The 25,971-nt window shown below is 38.6% G+C and carries 31 protein-coding genes and 1 tRNA gene; 7 read left to right on the forward strand and 25 right to left on the reverse strand.

What is annotated here, in order from left to right; all coding sequences use genetic code 11:
* Nucleotides 1-215 precede the first annotated feature (215 nt).
* The 10 genes from ABJN95_RS11145 to xerA form a co-directional block, all read right to left on the reverse strand.
* Complete coding sequence (locus ABJN95_RS11145; RefSeq protein WP_348370478.1) at nt 216-998, reverse strand: toll/interleukin-1 receptor domain-containing protein; 783 nt, start codon at nt 996-998, stop codon at nt 216-218.
* On the reverse strand, nt 995-1,930 hold the full coding sequence (locus tag ABJN95_RS11150) for a toll/interleukin-1 receptor domain-containing protein (protein WP_348370479.1): 936 nt from the start codon (nt 1,928-1,930) through the stop codon (nt 995-997). The genes ABJN95_RS11145 and ABJN95_RS11150 overlap by 4 nt, the downstream gene beginning before the upstream one ends.
* Nucleotides 1,931-2,150: 220 nt before the next feature.
* Nucleotides 2,151-2,777 (reverse strand): hypothetical protein, encoded by a 627-nt coding sequence (locus ABJN95_RS11155; RefSeq protein ID WP_348370480.1) that lies wholly within the window; start codon nt 2,775-2,777, stop codon nt 2,151-2,153.
* Nucleotides 2,778-2,921: 144 nt separating this feature from the next.
* Nucleotides 2,922-3,395 (reverse strand): hypothetical protein, encoded by a 474-nt coding sequence (locus ABJN95_RS11160; RefSeq protein WP_348370481.1) that lies wholly within the window; start codon nt 3,393-3,395, stop codon nt 2,922-2,924.
* A gap of 223 nt (nt 3,396-3,618) precedes the next feature.
* Nucleotides 3,619-4,047 (reverse strand): hypothetical protein, encoded by a 429-nt coding sequence (locus ABJN95_RS11165; protein WP_348370482.1) that lies wholly within the window; start codon nt 4,045-4,047, stop codon nt 3,619-3,621.
* A gap of 351 nt (nt 4,048-4,398) precedes the next feature.
* Nucleotides 4,399-5,055, reverse strand: coding sequence for a DUF4304 domain-containing protein (locus ABJN95_RS11170; RefSeq protein ID WP_348370483.1), 657 nt, complete (start codon nt 5,053-5,055; stop codon nt 4,399-4,401).
* Nucleotides 5,056-5,274: 219 nt separating this feature from the next.
* Nucleotides 5,275-5,670 carry a hypothetical protein gene (locus ABJN95_RS11175; protein ID WP_348370484.1) on the reverse strand — a complete coding sequence of 132 codons (396 nt, stop codon included), beginning with the start codon at nt 5,668-5,670 and terminating at the stop codon, nt 5,275-5,277.
* A complete protein-coding gene (locus ABJN95_RS11180; protein WP_348370485.1) occupies nt 5,667-6,116 on the reverse strand; it encodes a DUF4279 domain-containing protein in 450 nt (149 codons plus the stop codon). Before ABJN95_RS11180 ends, ABJN95_RS11175 begins: the two co-directional genes overlap by 4 nt.
* A gap of 155 nt (nt 6,117-6,271) precedes the next feature.
* Nucleotides 6,272-6,844, reverse strand: coding sequence for a cupin domain-containing protein (locus ABJN95_RS11185; protein ID WP_348370486.1), 573 nt, complete (start codon nt 6,842-6,844; stop codon nt 6,272-6,274).
* An 86-nt stretch (nt 6,845-6,930) separates the two neighbouring features.
* The gene (xerA, locus tag ABJN95_RS11190; RefSeq protein WP_348370487.1) at nt 6,931-8,058 is read right to left on the reverse strand and encodes a site-specific tyrosine recombinase/integron integrase; all 1,128 of its coding nucleotides are present in this window, start codon (nt 8,056-8,058) and stop codon (nt 6,931-6,933) included.
* A gap of 64 nt (nt 8,059-8,122) precedes the next feature.
* On the opposite strand from xerA, the gene ABJN95_RS11195 reads away from it, so the two are divergent.
* Nucleotides 8,123-8,500, forward strand: a complete 378-nt coding sequence (locus ABJN95_RS11195; protein WP_348370488.1) for a hypothetical protein — start codon at nt 8,123-8,125, stop codon at nt 8,498-8,500.
* Between the two features lie 73 nt (nt 8,501-8,573).
* On the opposite strand, the gene ABJN95_RS11200 is transcribed toward ABJN95_RS11195, so the two are convergent.
* Nucleotides 8,574-8,647: transfer RNA gene (locus tag ABJN95_RS11200), tRNA-Met, on the reverse strand.
* 226 nt (nt 8,648-8,873) lie between these two features.
* Between ABJN95_RS11200 and ABJN95_RS11205 the strand changes: the two genes are divergently transcribed.
* Together ABJN95_RS11205 and ABJN95_RS11210 are read left to right on the forward strand one after the other, a co-directional pair.
* Nucleotides 8,874-9,257: an START-like domain-containing protein gene (locus tag ABJN95_RS11205; RefSeq protein ID WP_348370489.1), complete on the forward strand. Its 384-nt coding sequence runs from the start codon at nt 8,874-8,876 to the stop codon at nt 9,255-9,257.
* Between the two features lie 210 nt (nt 9,258-9,467).
* On the forward strand, nt 9,468-10,322 hold the full coding sequence (locus ABJN95_RS11210) for an aminotransferase class IV (protein WP_348370490.1): 855 nt from the start codon (nt 9,468-9,470) through the stop codon (nt 10,320-10,322).
* Nucleotides 10,323-10,367: 45 nt separating this feature from the next.
* Here the strand turns inward: ABJN95_RS11210 and ABJN95_RS11215 are convergent, their stop codons facing one another.
* The 5 genes from ABJN95_RS11215 to ABJN95_RS11235 all read right to left on the reverse strand — a co-directional run bounded on the left by ABJN95_RS11215 (nt 10,368) and on the right by ABJN95_RS11235 (nt 14,905).
* Nucleotides 10,368-10,928: a YqgE/AlgH family protein gene (locus ABJN95_RS11215; protein ID WP_348370491.1), complete on the reverse strand. Its 561-nt coding sequence runs from the start codon at nt 10,926-10,928 to the stop codon at nt 10,368-10,370.
* Nucleotides 10,929-11,044: 116 nt separating this feature from the next.
* Nucleotides 11,045-11,317, reverse strand: coding sequence for an HU family DNA-binding protein (locus ABJN95_RS11220; RefSeq protein ID WP_138658570.1), 273 nt, complete (start codon nt 11,315-11,317; stop codon nt 11,045-11,047).
* Nucleotides 11,318-11,494: 177 nt separating this feature from the next.
* Nucleotides 11,495-12,490: a methionyl-tRNA formyltransferase gene (gene fmt / locus ABJN95_RS11225; protein WP_348370492.1), complete on the reverse strand. Its 996-nt coding sequence runs from the start codon at nt 12,488-12,490 to the stop codon at nt 11,495-11,497.
* Complete coding sequence (locus ABJN95_RS11230; protein ID WP_348370493.1) at nt 12,444-14,342, reverse strand: RecQ family ATP-dependent DNA helicase; 1,899 nt, start codon at nt 14,340-14,342, stop codon at nt 12,444-12,446. Before ABJN95_RS11230 ends, fmt begins: the two co-directional genes overlap by 47 nt.
* Complete coding sequence (locus tag ABJN95_RS11235; protein WP_348370494.1) at nt 14,339-14,905, reverse strand: ATP-binding protein; 567 nt, start codon at nt 14,903-14,905, stop codon at nt 14,339-14,341. Before ABJN95_RS11235 ends, ABJN95_RS11230 begins: the two co-directional genes overlap by 4 nt.
* A gap of 87 nt (nt 14,906-14,992) precedes the next feature.
* Between ABJN95_RS11235 and ABJN95_RS11240 the strand changes: the two genes are divergently transcribed.
* The 3 genes from ABJN95_RS11240 to murA all read left to right on the forward strand — a co-directional run bounded on the left by ABJN95_RS11240 (nt 14,993) and on the right by murA (nt 17,329).
* A complete protein-coding gene (locus ABJN95_RS11240) occupies nt 14,993-15,280 on the forward strand; it encodes a DUF493 family protein (RefSeq protein ID WP_348370495.1) in 288 nt (95 codons plus the stop codon).
* A gap of 75 nt (nt 15,281-15,355) precedes the next feature.
* Nucleotides 15,356-16,006 carry a DUF4290 domain-containing protein gene (locus ABJN95_RS11245; RefSeq protein WP_348370496.1) on the forward strand — a complete coding sequence of 217 codons (651 nt, stop codon included), beginning with the start codon at nt 15,356-15,358 and terminating at the stop codon, nt 16,004-16,006.
* Nucleotides 16,007-16,021: 15 nt separating this feature from the next.
* Complete coding sequence (gene murA / locus ABJN95_RS11250; protein ID WP_348370497.1) at nt 16,022-17,329, forward strand: UDP-N-acetylglucosamine 1-carboxyvinyltransferase; 1,308 nt, start codon at nt 16,022-16,024, stop codon at nt 17,327-17,329.
* A 133-nt stretch (nt 17,330-17,462) separates the two neighbouring features.
* Here murA and ABJN95_RS11255 read toward each other — a convergent pair whose 3' ends face one another.
* The 9 genes from ABJN95_RS11255 to ABJN95_RS11295 form a co-directional block, all read right to left on the reverse strand.
* Nucleotides 17,463-18,461 carry a pirin family protein gene (locus tag ABJN95_RS11255; protein ID WP_348370498.1) on the reverse strand — a complete coding sequence of 333 codons (999 nt, stop codon included), beginning with the start codon at nt 18,459-18,461 and terminating at the stop codon, nt 17,463-17,465.
* A gap of 51 nt (nt 18,462-18,512) precedes the next feature.
* The gene (locus tag ABJN95_RS11260) at nt 18,513-18,920 is read right to left on the reverse strand and encodes a GNAT family N-acetyltransferase (protein ID WP_348370499.1); all 408 of its coding nucleotides are present in this window, start codon (nt 18,918-18,920) and stop codon (nt 18,513-18,515) included.
* Nucleotides 18,910-19,590 (reverse strand): lysoplasmalogenase, encoded by a 681-nt coding sequence (locus tag ABJN95_RS11265; protein WP_348370500.1) that lies wholly within the window; start codon nt 19,588-19,590, stop codon nt 18,910-18,912. The genes ABJN95_RS11260 and ABJN95_RS11265 overlap by 11 nt, the downstream gene beginning before the upstream one ends.
* A gap of 32 nt (nt 19,591-19,622) precedes the next feature.
* Complete coding sequence (locus tag ABJN95_RS11270) at nt 19,623-20,051, reverse strand: (4Fe-4S)-binding protein (protein WP_348370501.1); 429 nt, start codon at nt 20,049-20,051, stop codon at nt 19,623-19,625.
* Nucleotides 20,052-20,116: 65 nt separating this feature from the next.
* Entirely contained in the window at nt 20,117-21,550 is a 1,434-nt protein-coding gene (locus tag ABJN95_RS11275; protein WP_348370502.1) for an amidohydrolase, read from the reverse strand.
* 73 nt (nt 21,551-21,623) lie between these two features.
* Complete coding sequence (locus ABJN95_RS11280) at nt 21,624-22,040, reverse strand: DUF1801 domain-containing protein (protein ID WP_348370503.1); 417 nt, start codon at nt 22,038-22,040, stop codon at nt 21,624-21,626.
* Between the two features lie 42 nt (nt 22,041-22,082).
* Nucleotides 22,083-23,390: a deoxyribodipyrimidine photo-lyase gene (locus tag ABJN95_RS11285; protein WP_348370504.1), complete on the reverse strand. Its 1,308-nt coding sequence runs from the start codon at nt 23,388-23,390 to the stop codon at nt 22,083-22,085.
* Between the two features lies 1 nt (nt 23,391).
* Entirely contained in the window at nt 23,392-24,081 is a 690-nt protein-coding gene (locus ABJN95_RS11290) for an SDR family oxidoreductase (RefSeq protein ID WP_348370505.1), read from the reverse strand.
* A 1-nt stretch (nt 24,082) separates the two neighbouring features.
* Nucleotides 24,083-24,580: an SRPBCC family protein gene (locus tag ABJN95_RS11295; protein ID WP_348370506.1), complete on the reverse strand. Its 498-nt coding sequence runs from the start codon at nt 24,578-24,580 to the stop codon at nt 24,083-24,085.
* 186 nt (nt 24,581-24,766) lie between these two features.
* On the opposite strand from ABJN95_RS11295, the gene ABJN95_RS11300 reads away from it, so the two are divergent.
* Nucleotides 24,767-25,942, forward strand: coding sequence for a hypothetical protein (locus ABJN95_RS11300; protein ID WP_348370507.1), 1,176 nt, complete (start codon nt 24,767-24,769; stop codon nt 25,940-25,942).
* Nucleotides 25,943-25,971: the final 29 nt, after the last annotated feature.

Raw genomic sequence — 25,971 nt, forward strand, 5'->3', positions numbered from 1 at the left:
AGGGGAGAACCGACCAAAGGAATAACAATCGATAAATTCCAAAAAAGCCCGAATAAATATATTGGAACGGCATTTACGCTAACGGTTTGGCTATGGTTTCGTTGCGGAATTGTCCGCAAGGACCATTCCGCTAGAACCAAGCGATGGTAGAAAGGTAGGAATTTTCTGTGGAAAATTCCGCCACAATGAATTATAGCCGTTGTTGTATGCTTATTTTAATTAGGTTCACTATTAAGCATGTCAGAATAAGCCTCAAGCATTTTAATCGCTAAATTCCATTTATCTTCAAGCTCTAAAAGCCATTCTATTTGATGCGAACCTTGTAATTGAATTTTACTAATAACCCACAGTAAATATCCAAGCGTAATTGGAATGTCGGAATCACCTAATTCAAACGCATAAACAGTATTAATTGGAGCGTATTTTGGATGCTTTTCATTTTCCTCTAATATTCGTGTTCTTAGTTTTTCGCTTTTATTAAGTAAATTATATTCATTGACCTTTTCAATTTCTTTCCTATGTTTCTCAGCAACTTGTTTAGCTTCTTCTAAATCAGCCTTTAGTTTTGTTAATACGTCTGATTTTTCTTGAATGACAGATTTACTATCTCCTAAACTTCTGAGCAACACGTCTAATTTTTCCGAATATTCAGATTCTTTAGAAAAGTCCCCATAAAATTTACCTTTTAAGAAGCCAGGAAGTTCTATATCTTCAATTATTAATGGAAGCACTAACACTTTCTTTTCTTCAATTTCTCTATTAGACGCAATCTCAACTTCCTTCTGAACCCATGGGCTATCAATTGAGGCTTTCGATAAGACAACTGCAACATAATCAACTAAATCCAGACCTTCTCGAATCTTTCCAATTAAAGAATCGCCTATGTTGATTTCAGCTTCATCTATCCAAACCGTATGTCCAAACCTTCTTAAGTCAGAAGCAAGTTTTCTAACAAATGGTTTGTCAGTATTCGTATGACTTAAGAATATTTTACTCATAAATCAAAATTTATTCGTCCGCTGATGTCCTCAATATTCTTTCTGTGATTTTCTTTATCAGTTTTTTCTTGTTCAAGACGTTGCCTCTTGATTGAATTAATCTTTTCAATCTGTTCATTCGCAACTTCAACAGCAAGTTTTAAGGTATCCTTGTGATATTTTTCTACTTCTTCAATGGAAGTTCCGTCTAAAATTAACTTATTGCCATAAGCAGAGGCAATACCCGGTCTATGCATTGTCGAAAAACTAGGAGGGTGATTCCAAGCATTTACAAACAATTCTTTCCATTCATAACTAGGTGTTCGATTAAGTTCAAAAGGTATTTTATATAAAGCACTTCCCCGAGTTCCATCATTTTTTGGTTGTGTAATCTCATCAATTACAATTCCTTTTATTTTAATAGGTTCTTCTTCCGAAATTACCTTGGTGTTGAATGTTTGATTTACTTTTCGTTTTGAAGTTGATATTTTTCCAAGTTCAGGTGCAACTTCCCTGTCGTTTACAAGAGTCGTTGTTAAATCAGAATAATTATTGTTATAGTGTCTCCCATTTGATAGGTCAACATAATATTTACCCTGAAGCCAAGAAGGTATTGATGTCTCCTTTGTTCCGGACTTTAGTATTGGAATAAATTTTCTATGATTCGAAGTTTGAAGAACTTCTGCTGTCATTATATCTCCTTCATAACCAACTCCACCAATTCTATTCTCTGATTTAGCTTTGTAATTTGGAGTGCAAATGATTAAGACATAGTCATTTTCACGAACTGATTTCTCCATAAAGTGAGGCATTTGGTCACCGGGCAGAACTTCCCATTGGTCAAGTTTTGCATCAATTCCATCGCTCCTTAATTCAGTCGCAAGTTTTTTTACCCAATCCTTGGTTTCGTCACTTTCCCAAGCGTAGGAGATAAATGTTTTTGGATTATTCATTCAGTTCATTTTTCAAATTGCATACAACGTCTCGTATATGAAAAGTAGCGCTGAAAATAAGCGATAATTTTCAGATTAAACACAAGCCGAATTTTTAAATTTTACTATTATTTTTGGGGAATCGTCAAATTTAAAAATTTGGCGACTTTCCAAAAATGCCCGAACCTTAGTGTTAGCAAAGACTCGCGCTATTTTTTATATACGTTGTTACCCACCGTTTTTATCCGTTTAGTAATTCCGTTTCCAATAGTGATAAAGATTGTTCGATTCCGTCATCAACTATTTTTCCTCGTATTTTGACTTTATTCAATTCCTGAATTTTCTGCTCGTCAGATTTGTTTGTAAAATATATAATTATATCTCGATTTTGTCCCTTATAATCAACTTTTGCTAATAAATATGTATGTCCACCATCAGCACCAGTCGATTGAGTTTTGAAGTCAGTTAATTCAGTTTCAAAATCTTCTGTTTTTTCAAATAAACTCCAATAATTTTCAAATGTATCTCTACTAATTTCTGAAGTCTCAAAATGACTTTTAAAATCATCTAATAACAAATTGTTATCAGTCCAATAACCGTAATTTTTTTTAAACGGCATTTTTACAATTATTCGTCCACTTTTATCCATTCCGATTTCACGTTCTGGAATTCCAGTTTCGTTGTCCAACTCAACAACCCATTTTTCAACAAGGTCAATTTTATTTTCAAAGTCAGGATTAGCTTTTGGAATTATTGCGCTTAAAATTCCGACTAACGCTTTTTTTAAATTCCGTTTTGCTATTCCGTCAGCTTGAACTTTTTGCTCGCTTTTCGGTATTTTAAATTGTATGTACGATGTTTTTTTCAAATGGTGGGTAACGGCTGGGCTAAGGTTCGTTGCTGTGATTCGTCCGAAGGACAATCCAGCCGAACCTAAAGATAGCTTTTTGCGTGTGATTTCCGTTTAGGAAATCCGCAAGCAATGAACTTTAGGTATTGTTGTAACACGTTTTTATTCCGCTTTTCTTACGAATTGATATTTCATTCCATTGCTAAATGAAATACTTAAGGTGTCATTAATCAACATTTGCCGAATCTTTTTCTCATTTTTTATATCAACTTTTCGTCCGAAGGTTCTCATTGGTAGCGAGTCCCAATTCGGTAAATCAGGCAATTCCATATGTTTCAGTTCTCCAAGTTTGGAAGAATGGATTTTTACTTTTAAAGCCTGTAAATCCAAATTGGATTTTTTTTCAGTCATTATTTTGGCAACCAATGCTTTTTTCTTCTCTCCAATAAATGAATAATAAAAAAAGCAATCAATTAGAATATCGTTATCCTCGTCCAAGGATAGTTTTTCAAATCTATGTTCCTTTCCCTTTGATTTTTGTCCGGTATATTCATAATCGTAAATATGATGCGGTGGACACCCCATCAAAGTCAAACATGCCAAAAACAGGAAAAATATCTTTGTTTTGTTTTTCATTTCAATAATTGGCAAAATGTGTTACAACGGTTGAGCTATGAACAGTACGGGAGCAAACTAGCGTTTGCTTTCCGCCACGCCCGTAGCGAAATCTTTTGGTTTTGTTTTTTCTTTTTTTGTCCAAAGCGAAATCCCAAAGATTTCGCGACCTCATAAAAATACGCAAACCTTTCGTTTAAGCCCTAAGCCCGTATTGTTTATAAGTTTTGTTGTGTAACGTTTTTTATTCATCACAGATGATTGATAAGAGCTGATAATTACCATGCTTCAGAGTCTTAAATAAGTTTCGTTTTGTATTACCAGCCATATAAACCTTATTGTTCCCTATAATATTAATCTTGCGCTCTGGTAATTTATATACTAGCTCTGTCTCCATTAGAGCTGATGATAAACCAAAACCCCAAACTACTTTTTCAATTCTAACTACGACTTGAATTATGGAATCCGACGGAAAACCGAGAGCATTTTTATATTTTAACTTGGCATTAGATTCCATGTTAAGCTCTTCAATGGATTCTCTGAATGCCTTCTTATAATCGAGTTTAGCTTTACCGAAGCTGATGTAGTCTCCTTTCCATTCTATTTTTGCAAATTTACTTTCTTCGTCGAACACGAAATGAATGGTCTTGTTACAGTTTAATTGAGATGCCATTTTGTTAATTTTCTTATGGGATGCACAACTAAGAAACAAGTAAAAAATTGAAGATAAGAGAAGGTATTTAAAGAAACGGTTGACAGAGTTTTGTGTCATATTTTTTGATTATCCTAAAAAATAAGAATTTGGTTTTTTATGAAATGTTTCACAACGGTTGAGCTATGAACAGTACGAGAGCAAACTAGCGTTTGCTTTCCGCCACGCACATAGCGAAATCTTTTTGTTTTGTTTTTTCTTTTTTTCTGTTAAAGCGAAATCTCAAAGATTTCGTGACCTCATAAAAATACGCAAACCTTGGCGTTTAAAACCTAAGCCCGTGTTGTTTATAGGTTGTGTTGTAAGCAGTTTTTATTTTATTTTCAAGGAATCAATTTGTCGCTGAAAAAAGGTTTCAGTCTGATAATATGCTTTAGTTTTTCTTCCGACTAACATTTTTTTTGCCATTTCCTCTGCCCTGATTATTCCATATTCCGAAAAACTTTTGGCGTAGGGCATATTACCAATCAGTAGGTTTATATCTTTTAAAAGTCTAGCTAACTCTATTTGGTTGTAGATATGGTATTTACCCAAAATTTTATATCTATCGGTCCTTTCTAAATCGTTAGGTTTTATTTTGTCAAAAGGGCTTGGAAAATTTTCGAAGTCAGCATAAAATTTATGTCCATATTTTTCAAAAGCTGTCCAAATTGAATTAATAGATTCGATGTTCCTTTCTTCTTTATTGCTAAAATTCCAATGATAGTCTCCCTCTCCTTTTGGAGAAAGTCTTTGGCGAATAATACAACCCGCATAAGTCATTTTCTCAAAGTCAGGGTAAAAATCAAAATGTATTGCTGTTTCACAACAAACGGAACCTCCCATCCAACTCCCTTGAATTCCAAAAAGATTGACGATATGATTATCATCTATTTTTTTAAAACTAAATCCAGAACCTTTCCACCCTAATTCTCTAATTTTTGGGGAGAAGTGCTTTGTTACAAGTTTTCTAAATTCGGATGCGTTCATTGATTGGTTAAATTGCTTACAACGGTTGAGCTATGAACAGTACGGGGGCAAACCAGCGTTTGCTTTCCGCCACGCACATAGCGAAATCTTTTGGTTTTCTTTTTTTCTTTGTCCCGCTAAAAAGCAAAATCCCAAAGATTTTGCGGACTTCATAAAAATACGCAAACCTTTGGTAAAGCCCGAAGCCCGTATTGTTTATAGGTTTTGTTGTGTGCAGTTTTATTTAATTGCGTTGATACTCTTAAGAATTTCTTCAATAATAGGTTTTGTATACTTTTCTCCAAGATTCACTTCTGGTCCATCTTCTTCGCGTCGATATTCTCCCGCATCAAAAGCCTCGTAACAATCCATGGAAAGTTTTGAAAAACCTTCACTTTCAAAATGGAGAGGATTTAACTGCCAATAAAAATATAGATTGTTCATAATGCAAGTTCCATCTGCGAAATCGATGTCCCCATTCCAATATTTTAAAGCGGTTTCAATTGATATTTTTTCTATTAGTTCAGTTGGGAACTTTCTTGGTTTGTTCAGAATATCTGCGACAACATTTCCGTCTAATTGTTTTTCAGATAATTGGTCTAAAATATTGTCGGTATTTAAGTCCGATTTGGTCATTTAATTTTATTCAATAGGCCTATCGTATCTGCCTTGTATAAATCGAAATCCACTTCAGTTTCAGTTTTGGCTAAAAATTCAACTGTTCTTTTATTTAGTCCGAAATAAGGAGTTGAAGATTCTGGATTTATATCAATGTCAACAACAAACTGTATTCTTGTGGTTAAACCATATTTTTCTTTCAGTCCGTTTATAATCTCCGCTTTGGGTTCAAATATTTTAATGAGTTTTTCAAGGTAAGTTTCCAAATCAATTTCATTTCCAGCATCAATTCGGTATTTCCATGCAGATGATTTTGGAACGGGTTTGTTTTTTATCATAACGGAAGTTGGCTCAATATTTAATTCCTCCGTTATTATTTCAGTATCGAAATATTCGGCATCAAAAGAGAAATACAAATAATTACTGCATTCACTTCCACTATATGTTAGTTTTTTGTAGCTCATTTCTCAAATTGCACACAACGGTCTCGGCTATGAGTAGTTGCGTGGTTTAGCACTAAACTTTGCAAGTACATACCAAACTGAAAATCCGCTAGGATTTTCAGAAGTAGGCGAGAACAAGCAATTACTTATAGCCATTGTTGGCAACTGTATTTTAATTAAACGAATTTCAAATTATACTTTCCGCAAATAGCTGTGACCTTTTCCATGTCAGGTGGTCCTGCAGGTAATTCCGCTAATTCCTTAAACATACCTTCTAAACCAGCGGGAAAAATACTTAACATGGCTCGGGCTTTTTCTTCTCCGATAACTTTCCATGAATGTGGAACTCCTTTAGGGCAGAAAATCAAGTCACCCGCCTGTAAGGTCGTGGTTTTATCACCAACATTCATTTCTACTTGGCCAGACAATACTTGAAAAACTTCATCCTCATTTTCATGAACATGAGGCGGAATTCCGACTCCTGGCTCATTATTCTGCTCAATTAAGGTGTACTGTCCGTTAGTGTCAGCACCAGTCAATTTGATGTTTTGATTATCTCCCAAAACATTCAATTTGTTTCCCTCGTTCTCTTTAACAATTTTGGGTTTTTGTAATTCTGTAACTTCTGATTTTAAAGGTTCGTTGATAACCTCCTTCTTTGATTCGGATTTACAAGCATTAATCATTGGAATAATTGACAATGCTCCAATTCCGATTGCTGATTTTTTTAAGAAATCTTTACGTTCCATATTATTAAGTTTTGATTGGTTAGTCTATATTGTTGCCAACAATTGTATAAACGTACCTAGTTACGTTTATTTCTTTTTTACAAATACTAATCTAGGGGATTTTTAATGGTTTCAAAAGTATTTGTGGCGACATGGGTGTATATTTCGGTTGTCTTGCTCGACCCATGCCCAAGCAACACCTGTATTTGTCTTAAATCGGTACCAGCCTCCAATAAGTGAGTGGCAAAACTATGTCGTAATACATGAGGGGTTACCTGTGTTCGTATTCGCGCTTTTTCAGAAGCGGCCTTCACGATTTTTAAAACACTTGCTGCACTATATTTCATTCCTTTCTTGCCTTCAAATAAAAATAGTTCAGGTTCATATTTGATATAGTACTTCCTTAAATCTTTAAGGGCAGTTTTGGATAATAAAGTTAGCCTATCCTTATTCCCTTTTGAACCTTCGACCCGAACCAGCATTCGTTTGCTGTCGATGTCCTTTATTCTTAAATTCAATAGTTCACTTCTCCTTAAACCTGAACCATATAACAATTGAACAATACATCTATGTTTGAGATTGTTGGTGTTTTCAATTATATCAACGACTTCCTCCTTTGAAATCACCTTAGGTAATTTTGACTCTTTCCTTGGCCTTTCAATCTCATAAAAACGGTTAGGCATTCCCAAGACCACCTCATAATAGAACTTTATGGCATTGATTGCTTGATTTATATATGAATTTGATACCTTTTTCTGTACAAGGCTTTGTAGAAATCGCCGTATATCACTCTCATCTATGGCATGTAAATCCTTGTTTTTATGAAAATTGATAAACATTTCAAAGAAAGACACATAGGTCTTCACGGTACTGTTGGCATAGCGTTTTAATTCGAGCTTCAATAGAAATTCTTCCGGACAAAGCCTATAATCTGGAATTGGTTTTCTTTTCCTGAACCACGCTACATCAACGGTTTCGTTTTTGGTGTTTACTGGTTTGTTGGTTAGAAAACGATTGTAGTTTATCCAAACCACACCCTTGAAAGTATTGAAAACAATTCCAAGATTATCTTTTGTATTAGGTATGTAGGCCATATTGTATCGTTTGCTCCATTTAGGATTTGGAAGCCCCTTGACCAAATTCTGGATTAGTTTATCCGGTGAAAATTTTATACCTATCATCTTTTGATTCTTAATCATAAGATGATATAGCGTTATGGATTTCATTGAATTCATAGAGCAAGTTTAGTTATGTTTTAAATATTAAGCGGTATATTAAGTCTATAATATGCGTTTGTAAATGAGTAATTCCAAGACATGTCCCGTTTGTGACGCTCCTGTAAAGGGTAGATCTGATAAGAAGTTCTGTTCTAAGAAGTGTAAATCCATAGACCAGTATGAACATCGGCAAAAAACCGAAGGGTTCTATATTAAGGTTGATAAACAATTGAAAATAAACCGCAAGATTTTAAAAGGGTATAATAAATCGGGTTACTCGGTAATTCGAAAGAATGAACTAATCGATCAAGGTTTTAACCCGAAGTTTTTCACACATTATTGGAAAAACAAAAAAGGAGATGTTTATCTATTTGTTTATGAGTACGGATTTCTGAGTAGGAAGGATGAGGAAAAAGAAAAATATGTATTGGTTACCTGGCAAGATTATATGGCCAAATAGCTTCAATAACTTTACATCTGTCGTAGTTGAGAATTAAAAAGGGCTTCAAAAATTGAAGCCCTTAATGTACCTGTAGCGAGAGAGGGACTTGAACCCTCGGCCTCCGGGTTATGAATCCGACGCTCTAACCAGCTGAGCTACCTCGCCATACACTGTATCAACAAACCAAAAAAAGACCTTGCTTTAAGAAAAGCAATGATAGGTCGAAGACCTTTTCCTTTTCATGCCAAGAACACCGATGGTGTTTTTTAGCGGCTGCAAATATAAAGTTTAATTATTTCTTCATCAACTTTAGTTTGCCAAAAATATTCTTATCGATTGATTTCTTTTATCATTTATAAATATATATATTGCCAATACATACCTAACTAGAATGAGTAAAAAAATAAAATTTGAAATTGAGTTTGTGATACAGTCCTCACCACAAATGCTATATCAGTATTTGGCAACGCCATCGGGACTTTCCGAGTGGTTTGCCGATAACGTGAATTCAAGGGGAGAGAAGTTTAGTTTCATTTGGGATGGTGCAGAAGAAGATGCGAAGTTGCTCAAAAGAAAGAGCGACGAATTCGTAAAATTCGCTTGGGAAGAAAGTGATGATGATACCTACTTTGAAATGAAAATTATAGTTGACGAAATCACAAAAGATGTTTCGCTTTTCATAACCGATTTTGCCGAGGAAGATGAATTGGAAGAATCTAAAATGTTATGGACGAATCAAGTCTCTGATTTAAAACAAGTACTAGGGTCTACCTAAGAAAATATCTAGAACAAATAATAAGTATCTTTGGCCTTGATTTTTTCAAGGCCTTTTTTATAAGAAACGCACGAGCTTATGTCAGTACCTACACAACCAGTATTTAGCTCTCCAAATTTATGTTCTGCCTCAGGCTTTCAATGGCTGTATTTTGCAAGCTTGCGTGAGCAAACAAAAGCCTCATTTTTTGATCAAACCGTATAACCCAATATGATTACAAGTGTAAATTTTAATGGGAAACTGCTTCCCCAAAGTGAAAACTTTCTTAACCACGAGAATCGTGGTCTGCGTTATGGCGATGCCCTATTCGAAGCCATACGTGTTTCTGGTGATAAAATTTTCTTTTGGGAAGCGCATTACCTCAGGCTGATGGCTTCTATGCGCATTCTACGAATGGAGATTCCGATGGAGTTCACCATGGAATTTCTTGAAAAAGAAATTCTTAAGACCATAGCATCAAATGGCCTGAAAAATTCCAGCGCTAGAATTCGCTTGACTGTTTTTCGAAATAATGGAGGCTTATACCTTCCGGAAACCAACGAAATATCGTATTGTATCGAAGCCAAGGTGTTGCCTTCTCCGTTTTATGTCTTAGAGGAAGCAACCTACGAGGTAGAATTGTTTAAAGATTTCTATGTCAATGCCGATATGTTGTCTACCTTAAAAACCAATAACAAAATCATCAATGTCGTTGGAAGTGTTTTTGCTAGAGAGAATGATTATGATAACTGCATCTTGTTAAATCAAAACAAACAAGTGGTAGAGTTTTTAAACGGGAATATTTTTATGGTGAACGGTACTACCATTACCACCCCGCCTTTACAAGATGGTTGTCTCAATGGAATATTGCGAAAACAGCTCATTGAACTGCTCGCAAAGCTCCCCAACTACGAATTGAAAGAAATTTCCATTTCTCCCTTTGACCTTCAAAAAGCAGATGAACTTCTTTTAACGAATAGCATTCTAGGAATTCGCGCTGTTACAAAGTATAGAAAAAAAGAATTTACCAATGTTGTAGCGAAAGATTTGATAGGAAAGCTAAATGCCGCCGCAAGATTGGGGTAAAAGAGGAGGGGAGTTGTAATGCGTTTATGAATTTGACCGCTGTAACTAGTTCAAACCGGGATTTTCAGGAGCATTGGACCAAATTAAATAGTCGCCACCCAATTCGAGCATTTTCTCTTTCCAAAAGGCATCGGAAGATTTTTGGATGATTTCACTGGCGTACTCATTCTTAACTACAATCCAAGATTTTGATAAGAGTTCTTCATCCAATTGTAGCGAAGCCCAACCCGAATAGCCTAAAAAGAATCGTATATCTTCTTCGGAGATCGATTTCTCGTTGATAAGACTTATGGTTTTATCAAAATCGCCACCCCAATAAATACCGTTTGAAATTTCGACACTGTTGTCGATTAGATGCGGTACTTTGTGAATGAAATATAGGTTGTCTTGTTCAACAGGCCCACCGTTGTAGACCTGAAACGGCAAATGAATTTCGGTGACCAGGTCGCTGATATTATAATCAAGCGGTTTATTTAAAATAAAGCCAACCGAACCTTCCTCATTATGTTCGGCCAAAAGAACGACCGACCTATTGAAAGACACATCACCAGTTAAGGTAGGTTCAGCAATAAGCAGTTTTCCTTTTTTGGGCTTTAAATCAACCATTATTCTACAAAGTAGTTTAATCTAAAATAGGGTATTTCCTTCAAAAACCAAAAGCAAGACAACAAAAAAGCATCCGCCAACTGACGGATGCTTTTTAAGTATTGTGTTCGTATGAACTAGTTTACAGCTTTACCTAAATCAGCACCTGCTTTAAACTTAACTACATTTTTAGCCGCAATTTGGATAGTTTTTCCAGTTGATGGGTTTCTACCTTCTCTTGCATTTCTTCTAGATACAGACCAAGATCCGAAACCTACTAAAGATACACGTCCGCCCTTTTTCAAAGATCCTTCAACGTTTCCTAAGAAAGACTCTAAAGACTTTTTAGCTGCTGCTTTTGTGATGCCAGCATCAGCTGCCATAGCATCGATTAATTCTGTTTTGTTCATAATGTGATTAAATTAATTGTTGTTAAAATAATTTTAAACCTGTAACAAATTTATACGGATTTGCGTTGAACGCAAGTAAAATGGGGCGAAATACCCGTTTTTGTTGATAACTCAGGGTGTTTGTTGATAAAGTGGGGTATTTTTAGACGTTTCGCGCAGCCCAATGGTTATCGGTCTTTACACGACATAGGCCGATTTTAGCAATTTTAATCCGTTTAGTACTTCAGCGGTTTTCATCTTTCGCTTTCCAGGGAGTTGAATTTCTAGCAACTTTATATATCCGCCGTCTACCGCAACTTTGAGTTCAGTTTTATCAAAAAGAAGCGTACCTATACTAAGGTTATGCTTTTCGGCTGCTAAAGAGGCTTGATAGATTTTTAGAAAAATAATAGTGTCTCCATTCTTTAAGGTAGTCCAAGCGGCGGGATACGGACTCAGACCTCTAATATGATTGTAAATCGTATTTATAGGTTGCTTCCAATCAATCTCACAGGTTTCTTTGAATATTTTATAAGCCGACCTTATATGTTTAGCTTCCTTTTGCTTTTGGGTTGCTACAATGCCCTTTTCAATTTGTTGTACTGTAGCCAGTACCAAATCGGCTCCCACCAGCATCAGCTTATCATGTAAGCTGCCCGCAGTATCGTCTGCGGCAATGGCTACTTTTTCTTGAAGGATGATTTCGCCAGTATCAATTTTGTCATCAATAAAAAAGGTAGTAACTCCCGTAACGCTTTCACCATTCATAATAGCCCAATTGATTGGCGCCGCTCCGCGATAGTCAGGAAGGAGGGAAGCATGTAAATTGAAGGTGCCATATTTCGGCATTTGCCAAACCGCTCGAGGTAGCATACGAAAGGCTACGACGATCTGAAGGTTTGCCTGTAGTGCTTCAAGCGCTGATAGAAAGTCTTCGTTTTTTAAATTGGTAGGCTGCAATAGCGTCAACCCCTTTTCTATGGCATACTTCTTTACAGCAGATTCTTGAAGCTTTCGCCCTCTTCCTGCAGGCCTATCGGGTGCAGTAATTACCCCTACTACCTCATAAGCATGCGCCACCAAAGCGTCTAAGGTAGCAACGGCAAAATCTGGAGTACCCATAAAAACAATTCGTAATTTTTCTGATTTACCCAAGTTCGTATTGATTTTTTGTATTGATTCGTATATGGCCATCTTCAAGTAGTTGCTGTATGGCTACTATTATTGTACCCTCTTCGTAAGCCATCAGTTCGATTATTTTTCTCGAACTAAGCGGCCCTTCCCTTAAAAGTAGCCGTATTTTTTCAGAAATAGCCCTAAGTATAGCTTCGTTGGTAACCCCATTACCTGTGCAGATATCACAAATTCCACAGTCTTCAGTAACTTTTTCACCAAAATACTTTAGCAGTAGCCTGCTTCTGCACTGCGTATCATTATGTATATAAGCTAGCATTTGCTCCAAATTATCGGCCTTAATGCGATGGCGTTCCTTTACCTTATTGGCAAATACGTTTATGGTGATGTCATCTTCTCTAGGAACCAGAAAAGTAATATCTAAATCGCTGTGTTGCGCTGTATATGCTATGATTTCATTTTTGTGCAACTGCTCTAATACTTTGATCACTTCAGCTTCAGTTGCATTTGCTTTTTGAGCTATCAGCTTCACATTGATTTTTGTTTCAAAATCAAAAATGCCCCCGTAGGTACGCAATATGGTTTGCGCTATAGCAACCATACCCTGGTTCTTTTCAAAATAATTAAAAAGAGCATCTTTTGAGGTTAAGAATTGTACGGTTGACTTCTTTGAAAACGCTTCGTTCAGTGCTATAACTGAATTCTGATCTAGTATACGCATGGTATTATAGGTCAATAGCTGATTCAAACCATAGGTAGCACAAAACGAATTAAAATTCAATTTGAACTTGTCATCCTTTCCTTCGCCGTATGCAATTTGAAAAAAGTTGTTCAGCTTATTATAGACCAATTTTAAAAAATTGGCATCTGGCAGTACACTTAAAAACTGTTTTCGAACCAATGCTACATCCGTTGGGTTGGTAATAAGAACCGCCTGTGCGGCATTTCCATCCCTTCCGGCCCTACCTGCTTCTTGAAAGTAGTTTTCAATAGAATCTGGAATTTGATAGTGTACTACCAATTGAACGTCAGGCTTGTCAATACCCATTCCGAAGGCATTGGTAGCGACCATCACCTGAATTTCGTTTTTTAACCAATGCTGTAGCTTCTTTTCTTTTTCTTGTTTTGAAATACCGCCGTGATAGTAAACAGCCGTGCTACCGTTGGCGTTGAGATACTGTGCGACTTCTTGTGACAATCTTCGTGTTCGAACATAAACAATGGCGCTTTTATCAAGCCGTGAACAAAGTAGTTTTAGCCGATATCTTTTATCATCTTCTCGAAACAATTTGAAAGCGATGTTTTTTCTAGAGAAGGAATCTTTTACTACCAAAGGTTCGATAAACTTCAAATTGTCGATAATATCGGTGGCAACTTGTTTTGTGGCGGTGGCCGTAAGGGCGATCATGGGCGTTTCGGGTAACAAACCTCTTAATTTTGAGCATTCAAGATATGCCGGCCTGAAATCGTGGCCCCAGTGCGAAATACAATGGGCTTCATCAATGGCGATAAGATTCACGTTCATTTTCTGTATGCGCTCTTGTACCATATCTTGTTGCAAGCGTTCTGGCGAGAGGTATAAAAATTTGTAACCACCGTACATACAATTATCAAGAAGATTGTTGACTTCATCAAAAGGTATTCCCCCTGTGAGGGCAAGGGCCTTAATACCCTTTTCCTTTAGGTTGTCTACTTGATTTTGTATCAATGCAATCAATGGAGAAACAACAACGCAAATTCCATCTTTTGCCAATGCAGGAACTTGAAAACAAACCGATTTTCCACCTCCTGTAGGCAAGAGCGCAAGTACATCTTGCTGCTGTAAAATAGCGGAAATTATTTTTTCCTGTGAGCCTCTAAAATTTGAAAAACCCCAGAACTGCCGTAAGATTTCCTTTGGGCTTTTGCTCACTTCGTCTTTTTTACGCTATCTAATATAAAATCAACTCGATTCAAAATAGTATCCTTAGGAACGCTTTGAACATCATATCCTAAACTGGTATACGAATGCTCAAGGCATGCGTGGACGCGTAGTGATTCTTCAAAACTTTCAAAACGTTCGTTGTCGACCACATGTATTTCTTTCCAAGGAGGCATTAAGAATATAAAGTCGTATCGGTTGGTATTTGAGGCCTCCCTAAACGATAAGTCATAAGTCTGATTGAAGCAATCCATATAGGCCAAAACATCTGGAATTCCTCTATCAAAAAATACAAACTCTTCTTGTGATTTCAAGCTAGACTCGAATTGTGCAATACGAGCATCGAGAATCATTTGATTGAAGGCCATAGGGTCGGAAACAGAAACAATAGGATTGGTTTCAAAAACAAGGTCATTTTCCTCTGCTTTTTTAGCTAAGGTCATGGCGCGAATCACTTCTTCCAAACAATGATATCCCTTCTGCCTTAACGCTTCTATTACGGCTGTTTTTCCTGTGCTCGGACCTCCAGTGATTACTATTCTTTTGGTATTCAAATGTGCTATTTATAGCTGCAAAAGTACGCAAACCATTAGTATTAGAAAATACAGTGCGAACGACTATCTTTGCATAAAACAGGAGGCATGGAAAGTAAAAAATCAGAAGAGTTCTATAAAAAATTAAAAGTTCAGTTGGCAGATACCTCTTCTTGGCCATCGAATTACTTGTACAAGTTTATCGTACCTACCGATGAAAGTAAAATTAAGCAGATTCAAGATATCTTCGATAATACAGGAGCTGTCATTGAATCGAAGCAATCTAAAAAAGGCACCTATACGAGCATTTCGGTGACCGTAAATCTACATAGCCCAGATGCCGTTATCGCAAAATATAAGGAGGTCGGTAAGGTTGAAGGTGTAATATCTTTATAATGTGGTATAATTTTGCTAATTTGCACACGTTATAACAACACTTCCTTTTTTCTTTTTAAGCAAAAACATTTCAATTTGAATTTAGTAGAAAACCTAGAATACAATACTGAGCGCGAAAAGCTCATTATACCCGAATATGGTCGTCATTTTCAAAAGATGGTAGACCATGCCGTATCTATTGCAGATAGGGAAGAACGCAACAAGATTGCTAAATCTATCATTGATGTAATGGGCAATTTACAGCCTCATTTGCGCGATGTGCCTGATTTTCAACATAAACTTTGGGACCAGCTCTTTATCATGTCTGATTTTAAATTGGATGTAGATTCTCCATTTCCAATTACTTCTAAGGAAGTTTTAGAGCAACGCCCAGAACCCTTGGAATATCCTCAGAATCACCCAAAATATCGTTTTTACGGAAACAATATCAAACGTATGATCGATGTAGCGGTAAAATGGGATAAAGGAGATATGCGCGACGGCTTAGAGTACGCCATTGCCAATCATATGAAAAAATGTTATTTGAATTGGAATAAGGATACTGTTGATGACAAGGCAATATTCAAGCATTTGTATGAGTTATCTGATGGTCAAATCAACTTAACCGATGAGACTATTTTAACAGATAGCGGTCAATTCTTGAAAAACAGGGTTGCAAAATCAGTGCGCAGTTCTAACAAGAAAAACCAAAGAAGCAATAACAATCGCGGAAAGAAGCGATACTAATATTCTCCATCTTACATGGGAACATTTAAAATTGAAGGCGGTCACCGACTCTCAGGTGAAATTACGCCCCAAGGTGCAAAAAATGAAGCGCTGCAGATTTTATGCGCTGTACTACTGACACCTGAAGAAGTTACGATAACCAACATTCCTGATATCATTGACATCAACAAATTGATTGCCTTATTGAAGGATCTGGGTGTTAAGGTAGCTAAAACAGGAAAAGGTTCGTATACCTTTAAGGCCGATGATATCAATCTTGACTATCTGCAATCAGATGATTTTAAGCGAGATGGTAGAGGGTTAAGAGGTTCTATCATGCTGGTCGGACCTTTGTTGGCAAGGTTTGGAAAAGGATACATTCCGAAGCCGGGAGGTGATAAAATTGGAAGACGACGCTTAGATACGCATTTTGAAGGTTTTATCAATTTGGGAGCCAAGTTCAGATACAATAAAGAGGAATACTTTTACGGAGTGGAAGCCGATAAATTGAAAGGCACCTATATGTTGCTAGACGAAGCCTCGGTTACCGGAACGGCCAATATCGTGATGGCAGCCGTACTTGCAGAAGGTGAAACGACCATCTATAATGCCGCTTGCGAACCCTATTTGCAACAATTATGTAAGATGTTGAACCGTATGGGGGCCAAGATCTCTGGGGTTGGTTCTAATATGTTGATTATAGAAGGCGTAGCTGCTTTAGGAGGAACCGAGCATAGAATGCTTCCTGATATGATCGAAATCGGAAGTTGGATCGGTCTGGCCGCAATGACCCGAAGTGAATTAACCATCAAGGATGTAAGTTGGGATGACTTAGGTCAAATACCAACGGTGTTTCAAAAACTCGGAATTCGATTAGAACGCAGAGGTGATGATATCTATATTCCAGCCCACAAAGATGGTTACGAAATACAAAACTATATCGACGGCTCTATTATGACCATTGCCGATGCTCCTTGGCCGGGTATGACACCAGACTTGTTGAGTATAATATTGGTAATGGCAACACAGGCCAGAGGCGAAGTGGTCATTCACCAAAAAATGTTCGAAAGTCGTTTGTTCTTTGTCGATAAACTTTTAGATATGGGCGCCAAGATTATTCTGTGCGACCCGCATCGCGCGACAGTTATCGGTCACGATTTTAAATCTACGCTAAAGGCAACTACGATGACATCGCCCGATATTCGTGCAGGCGTATCGCTACTAATTGCGGCCTTGTCGGCTAAAGGTACGTCTACCATACACAATATCGAGCAGATTGATCGTGGTTATGAGAATATTGATGAGCGCTTGAGGGCCATTGGGGCGAAGATTGAGCGCGTATAGTCAAAACAACCAAAATATACCTCGCAATTCGATTGCCTTGGGTATGGAATTTAATTTAGCAAAAGCGATATTGAAGTAAGCTGATCACCTTCGCTACCTGTGTGCAACAGGGTGAACATCACATGGCTATATCTTATTTCTCTACCAAAGTACCGTCAGGATACTTCGCAAATCGGCCTTTTTCTTTTTCATGTACATTATCAGCATGCTGCCAAGGCCAGCCGCCAAATTGGGTCAGGCTGTAATCTTTCATTGTAGCACGTATTTCTTCTTGGGTATTCATAACAAAGGGCCCGTGTTGCACAACAGTCTCGGCAATAGGTTTACCCTGCAATAGCAGAAAGTGCGCTGCCTCGCTTTTTACCCTAATTTCCACGTCTTCGGAAGGATCAAGTTCAATGCCATAATTCGGCGCAATAAGTTGCCCTTCGATTGACACTTCTGAACCTTCATAAAAATATAAAGTTCTACTCACCTCCGTATTGGCCTTGGGAAGCCTATACGAACTGTTTGCATCAATGTGGATGTTCCATATGGCGACTTCGTTTTCCGCCGTTGCTGCCCACGAATTAGGAGCGGGATCGGGGGGCGTCGTACCACCATAATTTCCGGCAATAACTTTGACCTTCGCAGTATCGGTTTGTATCATTGGAATATCTTCGTGCCATAACATGGCGAAATGCGGATCTACAAATTTACTTTCCTTCGGAAGGTTGAGCCATATCTGAAATAATTCTAGCGGATTCTCTTCTTCCGTTTTTAACAGTGGAAACATTTCGGAATGCTGAACACCGCGCCCAGCAGTCATCCATTGTACATCGCCTTCACCAAACCTACCAGCTGCCCCTAAAGAATCTGAATGGTCACAAAAGCCCTTGTTGACAATGGTTATGGTCTCGAACCCGCGATGCGGGTGGGAGGGAAACCCAGGAATGGTTTGCCCGTGGTACATACGCCAGCCATCTTTGATAACGAAGTCGTTTCCTAAGTTTCGGCCTTCCAATGACGCTGCCGGACCCATATCTTCATTGCCCTTGGGGTAGTGGTCTAAATGGTAAACACAAAACAAAAAAGGATCTTGGGTTTGCCATGGAAATCCTAAAGGAAATATACGCTTAACAGAATTGCTCATTTGAATTTTTTCAATTACGAATTAGTAGCTTTCTAGCTTGATACATACAAGCTAAAGAACCTTTTTTAGTATTGCAAACTTTACATTTTCTTTTGTAAAAAATTCTTGGGTCTCGCCCATTCCGAATTTTTTATAGAAGGCAATTTTGTCGGCTCTTGCATTACACCAAAGCGCACGAAAACCTTGTTTCTGAGCAAATTCAATAAGGTGTGATAGCAATTTGGCGCCATATCCTTTGCCCTGTCTGTTTGCTAGCGTGGCAAATTTTCGAAACTGTGCGATACCATCTGCCGTTTGAAACAGTGAAACCACACTCACCAGCTCTTTATCTATAAAGAGTCCAAAATGATAGCCATCGGGGTCCTCCGGAAGTTTTACAAAATCAAATGGCATCTGGGGCCACATTACAGCATGGCGAAGGGGCCAGGTTTCTTTTGCGGTAATCGATTTAATTATCAAAATCGCCTTGTTTTAAGATGCCTTTGGTTATTAAATATTGAGCAGTTGCATAGGTTCCCATAATAAAGATATGCGAAAGCGGAATGGCAACCATAAATTTGTTGATTGCCAGAATACTATCTGATAACACAAAAAAAAGTGCCCCAATGAAGACCAAACCAAAACTTGATTTTGGTACGTATCCTTTTCGGCGAAATGCGCTTATTACCATCGCCAATATTCCCAAAATGTATACGGCAACGGGTACCTTGAGCGCACCCAAGCTATCTTTTAAGATATAAAATAGCAAGGCGCCATACGCAACAAGCACCACTGATATGAGCCAAAAATTCGAGGGTTTTTTTTTGTTCCATTTTTTAATAAACGTCAAGGTGAATAGTAGGTGTGCCACTAAAAATGCGGCAAGACCCAAGGTGAAAAATAAACTTGAGCGGTTTTCAAATAACAAGAAAATATCTCCGAGCAGCGAACAGAACAATGCCCCAAACATTAGATAAAAGGTGGTATTTCGACGGCTTTGGGCTTGGACAACAAAATAAGCCAAGAGCGATAGTAATAATAGGGGTTTGCTGAGAATGCGAAAGCCTGAAAGCTCCTCAAAACCACAGGCTAAGTCAAAAAGGACCAAAAGCATATAGCCCCATAAAAAAGCATACTTTTTGAGTTGCATTTGCTTAAATGAAAATGGGCAAGGGTACTACATCAGCCCGTAAAATTTATTGCATTGTGGTTGCCATCACAATAGGGTTTGTTGTGCGAAGCACCACATCGGCAAAAAGCTGTGGTACGGCGCTTCATTTCTGATGCTCCGTTGATGCCAGTTACTTCCAAATCACCATGAACCAACAAGGGCCCGTTAGCGGATACCTGAACTTTTGTCGCAGCGGTAGTCGCCTCGTCTTCTTTGTCGCCTTTCATCTCATACGTCAAGGCGCCTGACGGACATTTCGAAATCTGGTCTTTTAGTGCTGCCACACTTGCGTTTTCGGCTTTAATCCACGGTTTTTCATTGGGGTTATAAACCTCTGGCAAAGTCTTCACACAGGTTGCTGCATGAATACATAGTTTAGGTTTCCACACTACGGTCAAATCTCCATTCTCGTACCTTTTGATGATTTCTCTTTCAGACATAGCTATTCCATATTAATTCCCTAAAATAGTAATTTTCCTTTCCTATTGTTTTCTTCTTTCACCTCTTATTTTCCAGAAACCGGAATAGGTGGAGGACCGTCGATCATTGGCTTGTAGACTTCGTCACCCTTACGTGTTTTGAATTCTTCCTTTACTTCATTCACCAATTTCGGATTTTCAAATAAGTCAACCGCAGTCATTCCCAATGCCTTTGCGGCATACGCCATTCCTTTATGACCAATTGACATGCCACCACAGGCCACTACGGCCCAGGAATGCCAGGGGGTATCTTTGGGTGCCACGGTTACGCTCAAATTGATATTCGGAACGTTCCAACTCACATCACCCACATCAGTAGAGCCACCACCTGGAGCGTCTAAGGTTTCACGTAACGGATTAATCGAAGCATCCATTCCTACTTCAGCTTTACCCGTAGCCTTTTGAATGGCTTTTCCAAAGGCTTCTTCCTCGGCGGTATACGTTATAGGGCCTAGCAATTCTAAATTCTTTTGCATGATTGCCCCACCCGTGCGATTTACCAGTACTTCATAGATGCCCGATACCAAGGATATCTTATAATCGACGTTGGCCATAATTGCAGCACCTTCTGCCATCGCTTTTACCCGTTCGTAGGTAGGTAGCATTTTAGAACGTTTTGGGTCGCGCACCCGAACCCATAATTTCGCATAGTCGGGTACGACATTTACGACCTGACCCCCATCTTGAATATGATAATGAATACGTGAAGAAGGTAATATATGCTCGCGGTAATAATTGATACCGGTCGTGTAAAGTTCAAGTGCATCAGATGCTGAACGCCCATTCCACGGGTCGGCAGAAGCATGCGCCGCCTGCCCTTCGAATTCGACTATAAAATCGATAAGTGATAGTCCACTTTGCACGTCGGCTTCGATATCGGCCCCTGGATGCCAGCTTAGATTTACATCCACATCCTTCCATAAGCCCGCCTCAACCATCCAAACTTTGGCAAAAAACTTTTCTTCCGCCGGCGTGCCCAAAAATTTGATAGTTCCCTTGAGTTTTCCTGCCTCCATGAGTTCTTTAATGGCAATGGCTGCTCCTAAACTCGATGTTCCAAACATATTGTGACCACAACCGTGACCCGCTGCCCCTTCTTTATAGGCCTCTTTTTCGGGCTGTGCTTTTTGTGATATACCTGGTAGGGCGTCAAACTCGCCCAAAATACTGATCACCGGTTTGCCCGACCCATAGGTAGCCGTAAATGCGGTTGGTATGTCGGCCACCCCTCTTTTGACGGTGAGTCCGTTTTTTTCGGCATAGTCTGCCAATATTTTTGACGATTCCGTTTCTTCAAAGGCGGTTTCCGCAGCTGCCCAAATTGCATCACTGATTTTAATCAATTCTGCCTCGTGTTTCTGAATGGAAGCCACAACAGCATTTTTGTTTTTGGTCATTTTTTGTCCGGATACTGCAGCTGTTAACAGCAATAGTATCCCTAAAAGGGTACATTTCTTCATTCTAAAGTAATTTAATTAAATTTCCGTACTCCATGCCTTAATTATACACCTGGGCGGAAATTCGTTATTTGAGTTAGCTATTATATTTTTTGTTCATATGGTCAAATGCCGTCTTGATAAGTTCGGCTAGAACGTCTACATCTACATCAGCTAATTTATTGATATATAGACATGACTTTCCCGTCTTATACTTCCCAAGTTGCTCCATTAACTTCGGATAGCGCTTAAAACCAGTATTATAAAGGGCGAGGTTTTGTTTTCTAGGAGAAAAACCTGCCATTAACATATCACCTTCACGACCCGAGTCATATTTGTAATGGTAACTGCCATAACCGATTAAACTATTGCCCCATAGCACGGGAGGATGACCGGTAATTTCTTCCATTAACTCGAGCAGAACGAGGCTATCGCTTCGTCTGGTTTCATTTTCTACCGTATCTAAAAAAGTGTGTACGGAATCAGCTGTGGCTCTCGTCTTTTTCTCAGACATTTTTGGGTCGCATTGTGATGTCTTAAATATAGTAAAAAGAGATTATGCCACCGCCTCTTTGTAGACTTTTAAGCAACGTTCGCGCGCCATTTTATGGTCGACCATAGGAGTAGGGTAGGTCAGTTCTTGCAATTCAGGAACCCATTTAGAAATGTAGGTGTGTTGCTTGTCAAATTTTTCTATCTGTGTTGTTGGATTAAAAATACGAAAGTAGGGCGCGGCATCAACCCCGCTTCCAGCGGCCCATTGCCAATTGCCTACATTGGCACTTAGGTCATAATCAAGTAGCTTTTCAGCGAAATAGGTTTCTCCCCAGCGCCAATCAATGAGCAGATGCTTACAGAGAAAACTAGCTACAAGCATGCGTACGCGGTTATGCATATACCCCGTAGTATTGAGTTCCCGCATACCCGCATCTACCAAAGGATAACCCGTTTGACCGTTTTTCCACCGTTCAAATTCGGTTTCATTATTGCGCCATTCGATTCGGTCGTATTTTGGGCGAAACGATTGCTTTACGGTATGCGGATAATGCCATAAGATTTGCATAAAAAACTCTCGCCAAATGAGTTCATTCCAAAACACTTCATTTTCTTCGGCAATAGCTTTTTGCATCACCTGTCGCACCGATACGGTTCCGAAACGCAAATGGGGTCCTAGCCGTGAAGTGCCCTCTTTTTTGGCAGGAAAGTTTCGAGTGGCTTCATAGTTGTTGATCAAATTCGGACTCACTGTATAATCAGGAACCCTTATTTTTGATCGCTCAAACCCCATTTCGGGCAAGCTGATATTGGGTAAGCCAGTTTCTTGAATAAGGTTTTTAAACAAAGGTTTTGTATTGCTTGCCGACAAAAGATCTGCATTGAATTTTGCTTTCCACTTGTTTTTATAGGGGGTATAAACAACATAGGGTTTGCCGTCATCTTTAACAATATCATCTTTTTCAAAAATCACCTGGTCTTTGAACGTATGCAAGGGGGTATTCTGTTGTGCTAAAACTTGGGCTACGGCTTCATCTCTTTCTTGCGCGTAGGGCTCATAGTCATGATTGGTATAAACTGCTTGAATAGCATACGACTGTTGTAAATTCTTGAAGACGGTTTGGGGGTTTCCGTAATAAAACGCTATAGAACTTCCATATTTTTCGTTCAAGGCCGAGCGCATCATTTGCAACCGATCAAATATAAAGCAGAGCCTAGCGTCATTGCTGGGAAGCTTATCTAAAATTTGCTTGTCGAATATAAAAATAGGAAGTACCGCATAAGCTCCTTTAAGTGCCGCTAAAAACCCGACATTATCATCAAGCCGTAAATCACGTCGGAACCAAAAAACAGAAACTTTTTTTTGCATTTTAACTCATATTCAAAGTAGATACACCACCATCGACACCTACAACCTGTCCGGTCATCCAACTGCTCTTATCACTTAACAAGAATACAGCAATATTTGCAATATCGTTCGCTTCTCCCACACGTTTTAATGGATGTCGTTGTGACATTAATTCCCTTTTTCGATCGTTACTTAGCAAACGGGAGGCTAAAGGGGTATCTACCAAAGAGGGTGCCACGACATTCACTCTAATTTTTGGAGCATATTCAGCAGCAAGAGATTTTGCAAAACCTTCAATAGCTCCTTTAGCTGCGGCAACACTCGTATGAAATGGCATGCCCTTACCAGCGGCCACGGTACTAAAAAAAACCATACTCGCGCCTTCAACCATGTTAGGCAACAGGGCTTTGACCACCTTAACCAAACTAAAAAAATTGAGGTGCATGTCTGTCTGAAAGGTCTCTAAACTTAGCATTTTAAATGGTTTCAAGTTGATGCTCCCTGGGCAATAGGCAAGCCCGTGAATCGCTTCAGGTAGGGTAGTGGTGTCTAAATTGTCTTTTGTGGCATCGAAGCGTATGTGGGTAACATTCAGGTCTTCCAAACCCTCCTTAGACCTTGAAGCTACATATACCTTGTGGTCTTGACAAAGTTGTTTTGTTATGGAGCGACCGATACCATGCGAACCTCCAATTAATAGGATGTTTTTCATTCTAGATTGATTTTAAATGGAGTTCGTTAGGAATACGTTCAATTTTTCCAAATAACTCTTGTAATTTTTGCTCTCGGTATTTGAATATTTGTTTGAGCTGTTTTTTTACGATAAGCGGGTGTGCAAGTTGACCTAAAACCCCAAAGGGAATCTTGTAGTCAATAATATCTTCCATTTCAACACCTTCTGCAATAGGTTTTATAAAATGTTTATGATGCCATAACGCATACGGACCAAAGCGTTGTTCATCTACAAAATACTCGCCTTCTTTCATATGGGTGATTTCAGTTACCCATTTGGTTGAATAACCTGGAAAAGGAGAAACTTTGTACTGAATGATCTGCCCCGGAAACATGGGTCTATCACCACCATTAAGAATGTTGAAACCCATATGGTCGGGAGTGATGACTTTTAAGTTCGAAGGACGCGATAAAAAATCCCAAGCCTCTTGTTGCGAAATGGGAATCGCCTGTTTTGAATGTAGCTGGTACAACTTCATAGGTTTATTTTTATCAAAGATAAATCCTTTTTGTTTAATAAAAAATATAAAACGTTAAACAACAATATGACTCACCGGCATGCGGCATTCTAAAAACATGTCCGTCCTTAGTTAAAAGAGCACAGTTGGTCTGATATTTTGCAAGGAAACGCTACAATTTTGTACTTTTCAAGGAGAATCAGGGCAATGCATCTAAAAACACTTCTTTTTCTTTTATTTCTGTGGAGTGCTTCTTTGTTTTCTCAGGAAAATGTTGAAGTATTAAGTGTGCTGCCTGGGGAAGTTTCAGAAACTTCAGGTTTGATCTTTCATAACGGTAAGTTAATCACCCACAACGATTCGGGCAATTCGCCTCAACTTTTTGAAATTGATACCATTACCTACCAAATTACGCGTACTGTTACCATTGAAAATGTAGTAAACGTCGATTGGGAAGACCTGGCTCAAGATGACCAGTATATCTATATTGGAGACTTTGGGAATAATGTGGGTACTCGAACTGACTTAAGTATTCTTCGAATAAGCAAGCAAGACTACGACCAGTTCGATACGGTGGCAGCGGAACAAATCACCTTTAATTATGAAGACCAAACTGATTTCACCAATACGGGCAACAGTGATTGGGATGCGGAAGCATTTTTTGTATTAAACGATCGCCTGATTCTACTTACAAAACAATGGCAAAGTCAAGGCACTGTAGCCTATTCGCTGCCCAAGACCCCAGGAGATTACGAGGCTACAAGAATGGATTCATACGCTATTGATGGATTGGTTACCGGCGCTACCTACAATCCACTTTCCGATGTGCTTTTCCTTATTGGTTATTCTTCAACTCTCGGTGTTTTTACCGCCAGTGTCGAGGGTGCTGATACCACTGCAATTTTTGGTGGTACAGTAACCCGTACAAGTTTGAGTATTGGTTTGGCGCAGGCAGAGGCAATTACATATACAGATGAGGACACTTATTTTTTCTCTTCGGAATATTTTTCAAATACCACACCACCCATTACCTTAGAATCGACATTGTTCAAGTTTGATGTAACCGAAACAACCGAGCCTGAGCCTGAACCTGAACCAGAGCCCGAACCTGAACCAGAGCCTGAACCTGAGCCAGAATTAGGAGCCGATGAAATCATCTTGTACAAAGGTAGATTATACGATTTTTTGGAATATCAATCTGGCATTGTAGACCCCATCGTAAAGCGATCTATTTTTGATGTCTTAGGTCGCGAAATACACTTTGTTCTCGGAGGCGATATCGAAAACAATCGTGTAGATTTGTCTACTTTACAAAATGGTATTTATTATCTAACCTTCTATTTTTCAGATCGTAAGAAATCCATTGCCTTCTATAAGGACTAGGTTTTACACCACTATATTTAAGACTTCCT

The sequence above is a fragment of the Maribacter sp. genome, assembly GCF_039974175.1.
GTDB lineage: Bacteria > Bacteroidota > Bacteroidia > Flavobacteriales > Flavobacteriaceae > Maribacter_C.

What these genes read in the sequence shown, in the direction of transcription:
- ABJN95_RS11280 (WP_348370503.1), bottom strand. Translation starts at nt 22,040, where the DNA reads ATGTCTGAGAAAAAGACGAGAGCCACAGCTGATTCCGTACACACTTTT.
- ABJN95_RS11170 (WP_348370483.1), bottom strand. Translation starts at nt 5,055, where the DNA reads ATGAACGCATCCGAATTTAGAAAACTTGTAACAAAGCACTTCTCCCCA.
- ABJN95_RS11210 (WP_348370490.1), top strand. Translation starts at nt 9,468, where the DNA reads ATGATTACAAGTGTAAATTTTAATGGGAAACTGCTTCCCCAAAGTGAA.
- murA (WP_348370497.1), top strand. Translation starts at nt 16,022, where the DNA reads ATGGGAACATTTAAAATTGAAGGCGGTCACCGACTCTCAGGTGAAATT.
- ABJN95_RS11270 (WP_348370501.1), bottom strand. Translation starts at nt 20,051, where the DNA reads ATGTCTGAAAGAGAAATCATCAAAAGGTACGAGAATGGAGATTTGACC.
- ABJN95_RS11180 (WP_348370485.1), bottom strand. Translation starts at nt 6,116, where the DNA reads ATGAGCTACAAAAAACTAACATATAGTGGAAGTGAATGCAGTAATTAT.
- ABJN95_RS11195 (WP_348370488.1), top strand. Translation starts at nt 8,123, where the DNA reads ATGAGTAATTCCAAGACATGTCCCGTTTGTGACGCTCCTGTAAAGGGT.
- xerA (WP_348370487.1), bottom strand. Translation starts at nt 8,058, where the DNA reads ATGAATTCAATGAAATCCATAACGCTATATCATCTTATGATTAAGAAT.
- ABJN95_RS11290 (WP_348370505.1), bottom strand. Translation starts at nt 24,081, where the DNA reads ATGAAAAACATCCTATTAATTGGAGGTTCGCATGGTATCGGTCGCTCC.
- ABJN95_RS11165 (WP_348370482.1), bottom strand. Translation starts at nt 4,047, where the DNA reads ATGGCATCTCAATTAAACTGTAACAAGACCATTCATTTCGTGTTCGAC.
- ABJN95_RS11150 (WP_348370479.1), bottom strand. Translation starts at nt 1,930, where the DNA reads ATGAATAATCCAAAAACATTTATCTCCTACGCTTGGGAAAGTGACGAA.
- ABJN95_RS11145 (WP_348370478.1), bottom strand. Translation starts at nt 998, where the DNA reads ATGAGTAAAATATTCTTAAGTCATACGAATACTGACAAACCATTTGTT.
- ABJN95_RS11265 (WP_348370500.1), bottom strand. Translation starts at nt 19,590, where the DNA reads ATGCAACTCAAAAAGTATGCTTTTTTATGGGGCTATATGCTTTTGGTC.
- ABJN95_RS11205 (WP_348370489.1), top strand. Translation starts at nt 8,874, where the DNA reads ATGAGTAAAAAAATAAAATTTGAAATTGAGTTTGTGATACAGTCCTCA.
- ABJN95_RS11220 (WP_138658570.1), bottom strand. Translation starts at nt 11,317, where the DNA reads ATGAACAAAACAGAATTAATCGATGCTATGGCAGCTGATGCTGGCATC.
- ABJN95_RS11300 (WP_348370507.1), top strand. Translation starts at nt 24,767, where the DNA reads ATGCATCTAAAAACACTTCTTTTTCTTTTATTTCTGTGGAGTGCTTCT.
- ABJN95_RS11275 (WP_348370502.1), bottom strand. Translation starts at nt 21,550, where the DNA reads ATGAAGAAATGTACCCTTTTAGGGATACTATTGCTGTTAACAGCTGCA.
- ABJN95_RS11285 (WP_348370504.1), bottom strand. Translation starts at nt 23,390, where the DNA reads ATGCAAAAAAAAGTTTCTGTTTTTTGGTTCCGACGTGATTTACGGCTT.
- ABJN95_RS11240 (WP_348370495.1), top strand. Translation starts at nt 14,993, where the DNA reads ATGGAAAGTAAAAAATCAGAAGAGTTCTATAAAAAATTAAAAGTTCAG.
- ABJN95_RS11175 (WP_348370484.1), bottom strand. Translation starts at nt 5,670, where the DNA reads ATGACCAAATCGGACTTAAATACCGACAATATTTTAGACCAATTATCT.
- ABJN95_RS11185 (WP_348370486.1), bottom strand. Translation starts at nt 6,844, where the DNA reads ATGGAACGTAAAGATTTCTTAAAAAAATCAGCAATCGGAATTGGAGCA.
- ABJN95_RS11255 (WP_348370498.1), bottom strand. Translation starts at nt 18,461, where the DNA reads ATGAGCAATTCTGTTAAGCGTATATTTCCTTTAGGATTTCCATGGCAA.
- ABJN95_RS11160 (WP_348370481.1), bottom strand. Translation starts at nt 3,395, where the DNA reads ATGAAAAACAAAACAAAGATATTTTTCCTGTTTTTGGCATGTTTGACT.
- ABJN95_RS11215 (WP_348370491.1), bottom strand. Translation starts at nt 10,928, where the DNA reads ATGGTTGATTTAAAGCCCAAAAAAGGAAAACTGCTTATTGCTGAACCT.
- ABJN95_RS11295 (WP_348370506.1), bottom strand. Translation starts at nt 24,580, where the DNA reads ATGAAGTTGTACCAGCTACATTCAAAACAGGCGATTCCCATTTCGCAA.
- fmt (WP_348370492.1), bottom strand. Translation starts at nt 12,490, where the DNA reads ATGGCCATATACGAATCAATACAAAAAATCAATACGAACTTGGGTAAA.